Here is a 12496-nt window from a genome sequence, read left to right as displayed (position 1 = left end):
AAAATAATAACACTATCTTTGTTGCCTTATTCTTTGTTCTAATCAAAGAATTTAAATATTAAAAATATGTTATTCGAAGATTTATCACTTTCAAAAAGTATACAAAAGGCAGTGTTTGAAGAAGGCTACACTGAACCTACTCCCATTCAGGAACAAGCTATTCCATTAGTACTCTCTGGAAGAGATCTTGTGGGTTGTGCACAAACTGGAACGGGAAAAACAGCTGCATTTGCCATTCCTATTATACATCAACTTCATAGAATTGTTGGTTCATCCAAAAAAGCAAAACTAATCAGAGCCCTTGTTGTAACTCCAACTAGAGAATTGGCTGTTCAAATTGGACAAAATTTTGATACGTATGCGAAGTATACTAATTTAACTCAACTAACGATTTTTGGTGGTGTCTCTCAAACACCACAAGTTGACACTTTACGACATGGAATTGATGTATTAATTGCAACACCTGGAAGACTTTTAGACCTTCACAAACAAGGCTTTATAAATCTAGATCATCTACACACTTTGGTTTTAGACGAAGCGGATCAAATGTTAGATATGGGATTCGTTAATGACGTAAAGAAGATTGTAAAATTAACGCCAAAGAACAGACAAACATTATTATTTTCTGCTACGATGCCTATTGCTATCAGAGAATTAGCAGAAATGTTTCTAACAGATCCTGCAACAGTGACAGTTTCACCTGTATCATCTACAGCAGAAAAAGTTGAGCAACGACTTTATTTTGTAGAAAAATCAGAAAAAAGAAACCTGCTGTATCATTTGATAAAAAATGAAAATTTAAGCGATGTTTTAGTTTTTTCAAGAACAAAACATGGTGCTGACAATATCGTAAAGGCACTACGCAAAAAAGGTGTTGCAGCCGAAGCAATTCATGGCGATAAATCACAAAATGCTCGACAAAGAGTTCTGGATGCTTTCAAGAATAAAGAAGTCGGTATTCTGGTTGCTACTGATATCGCAGCAAGAGGAATTGATATTGATCAATTGCCCTATGTAATTAATTTTGATTTACCTAATATACCTGAAACTTATGTTCATCGAATTGGAAGAACTGGTCGCGCTGGAAATGTAGGTATCGCTCTTTCATTTTGCGGAAAGGACGAACATCCATATTGGAAAGATATCCAAAAACTAATCAAAGTTGATGTAAAAACGATTACAGATCATCCGTTTCCTTGGCAATCCGCTAGTCCTGCCGCACCCAATGAAAAACCAAAAAACTCTAATAGAAGTGGTGGTGCACATAAATCAAGAAAATCAGCAAAAGCTAAACAAAATAAAAAACGTTGGTACTAACCAACGTTTTTTGCTTGTAGTATCAAAGTACTCATAGCTTTAAATAGCTTAGATTGATCAAAAGGTTTAATTATAATATCATTCAATCCTGCCGAAAGAGCTTCTTCTGCTATTTCTTCTTTATCAAATGCAGTCAATGCAATGATTGGGGTTTGTATATTTTTATTTCGAATCAATCGAGTAGTTTCAAAACCATTCAAAAGAGGCATATTAATATCCATCAAAATAATATCAAAAGATTCTTTTTCTAAAACTTTTAATGCTTCATAGCCATCATCAACAACACAACATTTGTAATGATTTTTTTCCATTATTTTTTTTGTAACTAACTGATTGATTCTATTATCTTCAACCACTAATACTTTAAAAATTTGACTAGTTGATAAATCAACTCTAATATTATTGATAAACTTATTGGTTTTTTCTAGATCACTTTCAAAAGGAATACTAAAACTAAAGGTAGTACCTTCTCCTAGAGCACTTTCTAGTGTGATTTCACTACCAAACAAATGCAATAATCTTTTTACAATAGATAAACCTAATCCAGTTCCCTGATAATCCGTATCATTACGGCCAACCTGAACAAATTTATCAAAAATCTTATCTTGATCAACAGCTGCAATTCCAACGCCAGTATCTTTAATTTTAAAACCTATATAATTAAGATTGCCCTCTGTTCTTTCTAATTTGGCAGTAATTGTAATTGTTCCGTTTTTAGTGAATTTTAAGGCATTGCTTATTAAATTCATGATGATTTGAGAAAAACGCAATTTATCACCAATCACATATTCTGGAATTTTGGGATCGACCAATAACTCTACTTTATTTCTATTGTTTTGTGTCAAAAAAGAAAGAGAGCGAATAATCATCTCTATTTCATCAGAAATATTGAAAGTCATACTCTCAAGTACTACCCTATTTTCTTCTATTTTATTAATCTGTAAAATATCATTTACTAAAGAAAGTAAATAACGTGCGGAAAACTTTAAGGAACTTAAATGAGGGCTTTTTGATAAATCTTTATACTCATCTATTAACATGTTCGTTATACCAATAACTCCATACAAGGGTGTTCTCAATTCATGACTTATTGTAGAAACAAACTGCGATTTCATGAGCGAAGCCTCTTCTGCTTTTTCTTTTGCTACCAACAAATCATTATTGGCAATAGTTAGCTCTCTGTTTATCTTTCTTTTAAAACTATTATTACGTATCAAAGTAAAAATCAACATTAATAATACAAAAAGAACAATCACAAATAGAATTACAATAATCTTTGATTTTCTAAGATTTTGATTTTGTGCATCTTTAATCAATTCTACTTTAGTTAATTCTCTTTTGTATTCATCCAACTCTAAGTTTAAACCAGCAATAGAAGCTTTAAAAAGTTTATCTTCATTATAAATTTTCTCCTTTAACTCATCAAACTTTTTAAGATGAATGTAGGCATCTTTGTAATTTCCTAACTTAAAAAGCATTTTAGAAAATTCGTGATGAGCATAAGAAACATCATTCAATTCTTTATGCTCATATCCCAACGCAATAGCTCTTTCAAAATGTATTTTTGCCTTATTATAATCAAAAATGTGTGCGTAGTACATTCCGTTAATCATTTGATGAACTATACTCAAAGATTCTGTTCCGTATCGATTAAAATTTGCATTTGAATAATTCAAAAATTCTAATCCTTCTTCAAAATTAGAATCATCGAAATAGGCCCAAGTTAAGTTTAAACTAGTTAGTAAAGTGTATGTATTATTTGGAATTCGTTTGCTATAGAAAATAGCTTTCTTGTAGTATTGTATACCTGTTTTGTATTGTTTTTTTTCAAAACAATACAAATTACCTAAGTTATTATTAGCTTTAAATTTTAGTGTATCACTTAGGGTTTTATTAGCATAAAACAATGCCTTTTTGTAGTAATCAATGGATTTATCAAATTCTGAAAACTCATTATAATTAGAACCAATCGTATTATATGAAGCTGCTAGTAAAACACTATCATTTAAAAGCAATGCTTTTTTCAAGACTTCTCTTGACAATAATAAAGATTTTTCAAAATCTTGATTCCGATAAAACTTAGTTGCTTGTTTAGATTGTTCTAATAGCTCTTTCCGATCCACTTTAGTGTTTTGTGCTGATAGTAAAGAAGTATAACCAAACAATAAAACAAAAACTAAAACAATTTGATTCGGGAGCATAATTGTTTATTATTTCTTCAAATATACATTTATATAGAAATAAATTATCATTTTTTTTGAGAAATTTAATGCAGTTAATCGAAAAAAAATCATAATTCACTACGCATATATAGATATGAAAAAACTCAGGTTTATCCCAAAAAAAAGCTTGCTTTAATCAAAAGCAAGCTTTAAAAGATAATAATACATTATTTTATTCTTCCTCCCATTTTCCAACAACAGATGTAGCTAATGCATTACCTAAAACATTGGTAGCACTTCTAAACATATCACAAAAATGATCAATTGGCAAAATCAAGGCAATTCCTTCAACTGGTATATCAAACATACCACATGTTGCTGCTACCACAACCAAGCTAGCTCTTGGTACTCCAGCAATTCCTTTACTGGTTAACATCAGCACAAATAACATGGTAAATTGTGTAGCAAGATCGAGATGTATTCCATAAGCTTGAGCAATGAAGATTCCTGCAAATGTCATATACATCATACTCCCGTCAAGATTAAACGAATAACCTAGTGGAAGCATAAAAGAAACTATTTTATCTTTAACACCAAAATTCTCTAACTCTTCGGTTAATTTAGGAAACACAGCCTCAGAACTTGTTGTTCCAAAAGCAATAATTAGTGGACCAACTATACGCTTAAGCAGTTCTTTCATTTGCTTTCCTAAGAAAAAATAACCTACAAGAATTAATATCACCCACAGAGAACTTATACCTATCAAGAATGAACCAAAGAATTTAAAATAAGTAATTGCTAATTCATTAAAATCTCTTACTGCAAAAACACCTGCAATAGCACCAAAAACTCCAATTGGCGCGAAATTCATCACAAAATTGACCATTTTCAAAACGATGTGCGAAACTTTATCCATTGCATTCACAATCGGCTTAGCTGTCTCACCCAAAGAGGCTGCTGCTAATCCAAAGAAAATTGAAAAAACTACAATTTGTAATATCTCGTTAGTAGCCATTGCTTCAAAAATACTTTTTGGAACAATATGCTCAATAAAATTATTAAAAGATAAATTTTGAGTTTTAGCGGTAACATCTGTAACCGAAGCAACATCAACATTTGATAGATTCAATCCAACTCCTGGTTCAAGAATATTAACATAAAACATTCCTATTAAAAGCGAGATAAAGGAAGCTGTAAAAAACCATCCTAAAGCCTTTCCGCCAATTCTACCTACCGCTTTAATATCCCCTAGCTTAGCAATACCCACCACAAGTGTTGTAAACACTAAAGGAGAAATAATCATCTGAACTAAACGAATAAAAATGGTGGCTAGAATTTTAATTTTATTACTAAATTCTTGCGCAGACTCGACAGTAATAGAATTATGAATGATAACTCCAAGTATAGCTCCGAGAATCATTGCAATTAAAATTTGTCCTGTTAGGCTTTTGTAAAATGGTTTTTTGGTAGATTGGATTGGTTCCATTGGTTAATTGGCTATTAAATTGATAAGTATTTAGCTCGTTAAAATACTAAAATTGATTAGGTTCTATAAATAAGTCTTGTTGATTAAGTGGAAATCCGCCAAAACGATAGCTGCCATAGCTTCTACAATAGGGACAGCTCTAGGAACCACACATGGGTCATGTCTACCTTTTCCGGTCATTTCAACAAAATTCCCTTCATTATCAATGGTTTCTTGTTTTTGCATTATCGTAGCTACTGGTTTAAAAGCAACACGAAAATAAATATCCATACCATTGCTAATACCTCCTTGTATACCTCCCGAAAGATTTGTTTTTGTCGTTCCGTCGGCATTGTACAAATCATTATGTTCGCTTCCTTTCATTTTTGCACCACAAAAACCGCTTCCGAATTCAAAGCCTTTAACAGCGTTAATAGAAAGCATAGCTTTACCTAATTCGGCATGTAGTTTATCAAAAACGGGTTCACCAAGCCCCACTGGAACATTTTGAATAACACATGTTACAGTACCTCCAACAGTATCCCCTTGCTTACGGATGTCACGAATATATTCTTCCATTTTTACCGCCATCTCTTCATCTGGACATCGAACAGGGTTGCTCTCTATTTTTGAAAAATCAATTTCTTGATACGGTTTTTCTAGAAAAAGTGGACCAACGGACGAAACGTAGGCGTATATTTTAATTCCAGATAACATTTGCTTAGCAACAGCACCCGCTACTACTCTACTAGCTGTTTCTCTTGCAGAACTACGCCCACCACCTCTATAATCTCGTACTCCATATTTTTTATCATACACATAATCTGCATGACTTGGACGATAATTATCTTTAATATGAGAGTAATCATCCGACTTTTGATTCGTATTAGGAATAATAAAACCGATAGGTGTACCAGTAGTCTTGCCTTCAAAAATTCCTGATAAAAACTGTACTGAATCTGGTTCTTTTCGTTGAGTTACTATAGCAGACTGTCCTGGTTTTCTTCTAGACATTTCCTTTTCAATCGCTTCTAAATCTATTGTAATACCAGGAGGACAACCATCAATAATGCCTCCTAAGGCTTCACCATGAGATTCTCCAAAAGTTGTTATTCTGTATAGTGTTCCAAAACTATTTCCTGCCATTTTAAAAAATTTTAAGCAAATGTAAGTTTTAAGAATTAAAGAAAAAAATTTTGAATTGAGTATATTTTCAATTTTTTATTACAAAACAAGGTTTTTTAGTTAAATTTTTACTTTAAAAATGCATTTTAAAATAAATTTAAACTTAAAATATGATTATTTAAGTCAATATATACAAATCACACAAGCGAATCACTCATATAGCACTAATAATTAAATAAAAAAAGAAAACAAATCATGACAGTCATCTACTCAATTAAACATCTTTTTTTTGTTAAAAAAATAAAAAAAATTAACAATTGCAATATTTTCATTATTTTTACTTCAGTTAACTACATTAGTACTAATTCTTTAAATTACAGATTATGAAAAAATTACTTTTAGGAATGTTTTTTTTGGGATCAATACATTTTGCTAACGCACAAGAAGTGGGTGTTAGATTTGGAGATGTAACAGGTAATGATATTGCTGTTGATGCTGTTTTCTCAGCTGGTAAGTTCAGCCGAATTCATGCAGATGTTTCTTTCGGAAACGGAGGTGTTGGTGTTGAAGCATTATATGATTTTGTCTATAGACCACTAGGAGGAGAATCTTTTAACTGGTATCTAGGAGTAGGACCTTCAGCCTTCATTGGAGATGATTTCCTATTAGGCGCAAGTGGAGAAATTGGACTAGAATACAAATTTAAAGGTGCTCCAATTGCATTAGGAGTAGATTGGAGACCTACGCTTTGGATTGTTGAAGACACTGATTTTCACGCTGGAGGCTTTGGATTAAACCTAAGATATGTATTTTAAATCTATATAAAAACGAAAAAGGGGAAGCTAAACTTCCCCTTTTTTATTGATACTTTTGAATAGCACGCCTGTAAAGATCTTCATAAATAGGCAAGATTTTTTTGATATCAAATTTTTCTGCTATAGACAAGGCGTTTTTCTTAAATGTAGCTAAAACAACATCATCTTTTAATATTTTTAGCGCGTTTTGAGCCATTTCGTCAACTTTTCCTACATCACTCAAAAAGCCAGAAACACCGTCAAAATTTACCTCTGGCAATCCACCTGAATTACTTGAAATAACAGGCACTGAAGAAGCCATTGCTTCGAGAGCTACCAATCCAAAACTTTCCGTTTGAGAGGGCAATAAAAACAAGTCGGTTAAACACAAAATTTTATCAATCTCGTTGCTGTTACCAAAAAAAATGACTTTATCCTGAATCCCTAATTCAAAACAGAGTTCTTCGGCTTTTTCTTTTTCAGGACCATCACCTACCATCATTAACTTAGCTGGAATCTCTTGTTGTATTTTGTAAAAAATCTTAACTACATCTGGAATTCTTTTAACTCCTCTAAAATTACTAATATGAGTAATGATTCGTTCTGACGGATTTGCCATAACCGAACGATGACATGGTGTTGACGGATCTTTTTTTTCTTTATCCAAATCAATAAAATTAGGGATAACCTGAATTTCATTTTTAATAGAAAACAACTTTAATGTATCTGCTTTTAGACTTTCAGAAACCGAGGTTACAAAATCTGATTTGTTTATACTAAAAGTTACCGCAGGCTTATAAAAAGGGTGATTTCCTACCAAAGTGATATCAGTACCATGAAGGGTTGTTACCATCGGAATATCGATTCCTTCGTCCTTTAGCATTTGTTTAGCCATATAACCTGCATAAGCATGAGGAATTGCATAATGTACATGCAAAACATCAATTTTATACAACTTAACCATATCAACTAATTTACTTGATAAAGCTAATTCATATGGCTGATAATGAAATAATGGATATTCCGGAACATTAACTTGATGGTAATGTACGTTTGGATTCAAAAGCGCCAATCGCACAGGTTGGCTGTAAGTTATGAAATGTATTTCATGTCCTCTTCGCGCTAATTCAAGTCCAAGTTCTGTAGCAACAACACCGCTTCCACCAAATGTGGGATAACAAACAATGGCTATTTTCATGTATTTATTTTAGGATGACGAATTTACTCAAAAATGAGTAATCAAAAGTTAAGGAAAATTAAAAATACACAACTAGCGCTCTTTATTTCTCTTTTTATTCATCCATTTGTTGATTTTGTATGTAAGAAAAGCGGAACCACTGCCAATAAGTGCACCTGCTATTACATCAGAAGGATAATGGACTCCCAGATGCATCCTTGAATACCCTACAGCAGATGCCCAAACAAAGGAAGGCGCAATAACATACCATTTGGGATAAGCTAAACTCAAAGATGTAGCAGTTGCAAATGGTATTGATGTATGACCAGAGGGCATGGAATACCCAGTAGCTGAAGTTAATTTTTCAATTTCTGGGTAAGAAGTAAATGGACGTTCTCTTTTAATTGTTTCTTTTAAAGCAATAGTAATAAAAAAAGAAGCAGCTACAGATTCTCCTATAAATATTGCGTCTTGTTTTAAATCAGAATCTTTATTTACTAATCCAACGGTATAGAGCGTCAGAGGAACTCCAATACTGACTACAGCAAAGCTATTAGTAACATATTTAAATGTAGGATCTAAATTTGTATTACGATGGAGATTTATAGAACGCAACGTATTAATATCAAAGTTTTGAGCAAATGAACTCAATGAGAGCAATGCTACAAAAAATATATAATAAGGTTTTGAAATTAGCATGATAAGTAAGATATAAAAACAAAAAAACTAGATTAAATCACATAAAATAATCTAGTTTTTTTGTTTACTTTTTTTTTTAGAAGAATCTACTATGCCAACTATCGGCTGCTGGAACCTCCCAGGATTCATTAAACTCTTGAATATTGTTGACCAAATTATTAAAAACAATGGTGTTTTCGGTAACCGCTTTGTCTTTAACCATTTTTTTAAAATCGATTAAAGGTTTATGTGCAACGTGTTCACCTAATTTAAACGTAACATTCATCTTATCGAGCAAATCAACAGCATATTTCTTTTCTAAACTTTGAATAAATTCTACTGAACTATCAATCGAACAACCTGTAGCAGCTTGTACTTCTTGATTAACAGCTATGATGATAAAGCGATTGTATTTTATAAGATAAGATGACTCTAAACTTGTACCATGGGCAGCCCAATCTTTTAAAAAAGCTTGCAATGCTTCCTCAATATCGGTAATTTCAGCATCAGAAAACTTTCTATTAGATTGATAAATCCATATTCTAGATTCCTCAGGTAAACTTTCAAAGGGTACGTACATAGTTTTGAATTAAGTTCTATTATAAATCTTGAGCATTAGCAATAAGTTCAGCAATATCTAAAACTTTTACATCAGCTTCTTTTTCTTTATTTTTTATACCATCAGTAAGCATCGTATTACAGAAAGGACATCCAGCAGCAATAATACTTGGTTGTACTTCTAATGCGTCCTCTGTTCTTTCGATGTTTACTTCTTTGTTTCCTGGCTCAGCATCTTTAAACATTTGTGCTCCACCAGCACCACAACATAATCCATTGGCTTTGGAACGCTTCATTTCTACTAATTCAGCGTCTAATTTTTGGATTAAATCTCTTGGCGCTTCATAAATTTGATTTGCTCTCCCTAAGTAGCAAGGATCATGGAAAGTGATTTTTTTGCCTTTAAATTGACCTCCTTCAATTGTTAATCGACCATCATCAAGTAACGATTTTAAAAATTCAGTATGATGAACTACTTCATATTGGCCACCCAATTCAGGATACTCATTTTTTAATGTATTAAAACAATGAGGACAAGCAGTTACGATTTTTTTAGCTTCGTATGCATTCAAAACCTCAATATTCATCATGGCTTGCATTTGAAACAAAAATTCATTACCTGCTCTCTTAGCTGGATCACCAGTACAACTTTCTTCAGTACCCAATACGGCAAAAGAAACGTTTGATCTATTTAGAATTCTAACAAAAGCTTTGGTAATTTTTTTGGCTCTATCGTCAAAACTTCCAGCACAACCTACCCAAAATAACACTTCGGGTTGTTTGCCTTGAGCTAACATTTCGGCCATTGTTGGCACTACTAAATTTTCTGACATTGTATTTTGGTTATTAGTTAATTGGTTATGTACTTAACCAATTAAAAATTTAAACTTTTTATTATATTTCGTTTTTCCAATTCAAACGGTCTTGTTGATTGTATTGCCAAGGAGCACCGTTATTTTCAATATTGGTCATCATTGCATTTAGAGGCATTGGAGCAGCACTTTGTTCCATTACCAAATAACGACGCATATCCAAAATAATTGATAAAGGGCTAATATTTACAGGACATTCTTCAACACATGCATTACAAGAAGTACAAGCCCAAAGTTCTTCAGCAGTAATGTAATTATTTAAAAGCGAAACTGAATCTGGTATAAAAACACCCTTGTTTTTGTCGATATTTCTTCCAACTTCTTCTAAACGATCTCTAGTATCCATCATGATTTTACGAGGAGACAATTTTTTTCCCGTTTGATTTGCTGGACATGAAGAAGTACAACGTCCACATTCTGTACAAGTATAAGCGTTCATTAACTGTACCCAATTTAAATCCATTACATCACTAGCACCAAATTTACTTGGAGCAGTATTAGCCTCTGCGGGAGCAGCAAAGGGATCTGCATTTGGATCCAACATCAACTTAACTTCATTAGTCACCGAAGCCAAATTATCGAACTGTCCTTGTGGTTTTAAATTGGCAAAATAAGTATTGGGGAAAGCCAAAAGAATATGTAGGTGCTTAGAAAAATATAAATAATTCATAAAAATCAATATCCCAACAATATGCAACCACCAAAAAGCTTCTGATAATAGCATCACCAATTCGTTAGACATTCCATTAAAGACGGGCTCTATAAATTGACTGATTGGAAAGGAACCTGCTTTGATGAAATGAGAAAAACCTCCTGGTACTTTTTGTAAATGCAAATCAGATGCATTCATAAATAAAAACAAAGTCATGAGTATAACTTCGAAATATAAAATGTAATTCGCGTCATTCTTGGGATAACCATTCAAATCTGGACTAATGAAACGCTTTAAACGAATAATATTTCTTCTGGTCCAAAAAGTAAAAACAGCCAGTAATACTAAAACAGCTAAAATCTCAAAAGAACCAATAAGGAAATCATAAGTTCCGCCCAAAAAAGCAAAAACACGATGTGTACCAAAAAGACCATCAATAATGATTTCTAATAATTCAATATTTATAATTATGAATCCCAAATAAACAACAATATGTAAAACACCAGCAACTGGTCTCTTGACCATTTTTGATTGTCCTAAAGCAATCATAATCATGTTTTTCCATCGCTCTTTAGGATTATCACTTCGGTCAACCGCAGTACCTAACTTGATGTTTCGGATGATTTTTTTGACATTCATAAAGAAATATCCAAAACCAATTGCCAAAACGATGGCAAACAATACATTGTCTAAAAAATTCATATAATTAGTTATTAGCTTTTACTATTGAATCAGTCGCAGGAGCTACATAGGGTTTATTTTTCTTCCCAAAGACAGAAACATTTATATATCTTGTAGGATTTAAACGAACATCTTGTAGTAATAATTCAAGTTCTTTTGATGTTTTAGATAAATTTGCATAGAGTGCTTCATCATGAAGTAATTTACCCATTGTCCCTTTTCCAGCTTGCAAATTACTCATAATTTTATCTACATTAGCCAAAGTTCTATTCAATTCTTTTACTGTTTTACCCAAATCAGCTTTTTGTAAAGAATCTGAAATCTTGGAAAAATCACCTGAAACTTTATTGAAATTAGTTACAACTCCATTGATTTTAGCCTTGTTGGTTTCTAAAATTCCATTTACACTAACTGATGCTTTATGAAATTGCTCCATTGTTTTGCTCAATTCAGCCAAACTATTTTTCAAATCGGCTTGACCTTTTTGATCTAAAACAGCATTAATCCCACTAATCATCTGATCAGCACTCATCAACAATTTTTCTATTTTTTGTTGAACAGGAACTAATTTTTCGCCCATACTCGCTGCTAAACCTAACTCTATTTCACCTTTTAATGTAGCACCATCTTCGATTAATGACTTATCATTAAGATTTGGACGAATAGCGATTTGCTTTCCACCGATCAATCCTGGTTCGTAAATGACCGCAATACTAGATTTTGATATTGGAAAATCAGTTTTTAATTGCAATTCAACTTGTAGCTTACCTGTAGTATTGTTTATGGTTATTGCAGAGACTTTACCTATCAATAAGCCATTTAGCGTTACTCCCGAAGAAGGAGCTATTCCTTCAACATTATCATACTCCACATAATATGTTTTATAATTTGTAAAAAGATCGCGTCCTTTTAAAAAACTATAACCCCAAATAAATAATAAAATAGCAGTAATTACTATAATAGCCGTTTTGATTTCTCTTGTTAGTTTCAAAATATAAGATTTTGGGCAAAAATA

The 12496-nt window shown here is 32.3% G+C and carries 11 protein-coding genes; 2 read left to right on the top strand and 9 right to left on the bottom strand.

The window, feature by feature from the left end; genetic code table 11:
- Positions 1–66: 66 nt before the first annotated feature.
- On the top strand, positions 67–1317 hold the full coding sequence (locus ACZ1AQ_RS11020; RefSeq protein WP_489632956.1) for a DEAD/DEAH box helicase: 1251 nt from the start codon (positions 67–69) through the stop codon (positions 1315–1317).
- Here the strand turns inward: ACZ1AQ_RS11020 and ACZ1AQ_RS11015 are convergent.
- The 3 genes from ACZ1AQ_RS11015 to aroC all read right to left on the bottom strand — a co-directional run bounded on the left by ACZ1AQ_RS11015 (position 1314) and on the right by aroC (position 6090).
- Positions 1314–3518 carry an ATP-binding response regulator gene (locus tag ACZ1AQ_RS11015; protein ID WP_489632955.1) on the bottom strand — a complete coding sequence of 735 codons (2205 nt, stop codon included), beginning with the start codon at positions 3516–3518 and terminating at the stop codon, positions 1314–1316. The genes ACZ1AQ_RS11020 and ACZ1AQ_RS11015 overlap by 4 nt on opposite strands.
- A 193-nt stretch (positions 3519–3711) precedes the next feature.
- On the bottom strand, positions 3712–4965 hold the full coding sequence (locus ACZ1AQ_RS11010) for a dicarboxylate/amino acid:cation symporter (protein ID WP_489632954.1): 1254 nt from the start codon (positions 4963–4965) through the stop codon (positions 3712–3714).
- A 63-nt stretch (positions 4966–5028) separates the two neighbouring features.
- The gene (aroC, locus tag ACZ1AQ_RS11005; protein WP_489632953.1) at positions 5029–6090 is read right to left on the bottom strand and encodes a chorismate synthase; all 1062 of its coding nucleotides are present in this window, start codon (positions 6088–6090) and stop codon (positions 5029–5031) included.
- Positions 6091–6452: 362 nt separating this feature from the next.
- On the opposite strand from aroC, the gene ACZ1AQ_RS11000 reads away from it, so the two are divergent.
- The gene (locus ACZ1AQ_RS11000; RefSeq protein ID WP_489632952.1) at positions 6453–6884 is read left to right on the top strand and encodes a hypothetical protein; all 432 of its coding nucleotides are present in this window, start codon (positions 6453–6455) and stop codon (positions 6882–6884) included.
- Positions 6885–6927: 43 nt separating this feature from the next.
- Here the strand turns inward: ACZ1AQ_RS11000 and bshA are convergent, their stop codons facing one another.
- From bshA to ACZ1AQ_RS10970, 6 genes are all read right to left on the bottom strand, one after another.
- On the bottom strand, positions 6928–8061 hold the full coding sequence (bshA, locus tag ACZ1AQ_RS10995; protein ID WP_489632951.1) for an N-acetyl-alpha-D-glucosaminyl L-malate synthase BshA: 1134 nt from the start codon (positions 8059–8061) through the stop codon (positions 6928–6930).
- Between the two features lie 72 nt (positions 8062–8133).
- Entirely contained in the window at positions 8134–8739 is a 606-nt protein-coding gene (locus ACZ1AQ_RS10990) for a phosphatase PAP2 family protein (RefSeq protein WP_489632950.1), read from the bottom strand.
- Positions 8740–8815: 76 nt separating this feature from the next.
- A complete protein-coding gene (locus ACZ1AQ_RS10985) occupies positions 8816–9298 on the bottom strand; it encodes an ABC transporter ATPase (RefSeq protein WP_489632949.1) in 483 nt (160 codons plus the stop codon).
- Positions 9299–9317: 19 nt separating this feature from the next.
- Positions 9318–10109, bottom strand: a complete 792-nt coding sequence (locus ACZ1AQ_RS10980) for a (Fe-S)-binding protein (protein ID WP_342692938.1) — start codon at positions 10107–10109, stop codon at positions 9318–9320.
- Positions 10110–10170: 61 nt separating this feature from the next.
- Positions 10171–11502 carry a 4Fe-4S dicluster domain-containing protein gene (locus tag ACZ1AQ_RS10975; RefSeq protein WP_489632948.1) on the bottom strand — a complete coding sequence of 444 codons (1332 nt, stop codon included), beginning with the start codon at positions 11500–11502 and terminating at the stop codon, positions 10171–10173.
- Between the two features lie 4 nt (positions 11503–11506).
- Positions 11507–12472 (bottom strand): MlaD family protein, encoded by a 966-nt coding sequence (locus ACZ1AQ_RS10970; protein ID WP_489632947.1) that lies wholly within the window; start codon positions 12470–12472, stop codon positions 11507–11509.
- Between the last annotated feature and the right edge of the window lie 24 nt (positions 12473–12496).

It is taken from the genome of Flavobacterium sp. UM26, from assembly GCF_057922445.1.
Note: the sequence above shows the minus strand (reverse complement) of the source record. Positions and strands in the feature narration are given on the sequence as shown.

Bases quoted from the DNA above. Each gene is read 5' to 3' on its own strand.
- bshA (WP_489632951.1), bottom strand. From the start codon at position 8,061: ATGAAAATAGCCATTGTTTGTTATCCCACATTTGGTGGAAGCGGTGTT.
- ACZ1AQ_RS11015 (WP_489632955.1), bottom strand. From the start codon at position 3,518: ATGCTCCCGAATCAAATTGTTTTAGTTTTTGTTTTATTGTTTGGTTAT.
- ACZ1AQ_RS10990 (WP_489632950.1), bottom strand. From the start codon at position 8,739: ATGCTAATTTCAAAACCTTATTATATATTTTTTGTAGCATTGCTCTCA.
- ACZ1AQ_RS11020 (WP_489632956.1), top strand. From the start codon at position 67: ATGTTATTCGAAGATTTATCACTTTCAAAAAGTATACAAAAGGCAGTG.
- ACZ1AQ_RS10985 (WP_489632949.1), bottom strand. From the start codon at position 9,298: ATGTACGTACCCTTTGAAAGTTTACCTGAGGAATCTAGAATATGGATT.
- ACZ1AQ_RS10975 (WP_489632948.1), bottom strand. From the start codon at position 11,502: ATGAATTTTTTAGACAATGTATTGTTTGCCATCGTTTTGGCAATTGGT.
- ACZ1AQ_RS11000 (WP_489632952.1), top strand. From the start codon at position 6,453: ATGAAAAAATTACTTTTAGGAATGTTTTTTTTGGGATCAATACATTTT.
- aroC (WP_489632953.1), bottom strand. From the start codon at position 6,090: ATGGCAGGAAATAGTTTTGGAACACTATACAGAATAACAACTTTTGGA.
- ACZ1AQ_RS11010 (WP_489632954.1), bottom strand. From the start codon at position 4,965: ATGGAACCAATCCAATCTACCAAAAAACCATTTTACAAAAGCCTAACA.
- ACZ1AQ_RS10980 (WP_342692938.1), bottom strand. From the start codon at position 10,109: ATGTCAGAAAATTTAGTAGTGCCAACAATGGCCGAAATGTTAGCTCAA.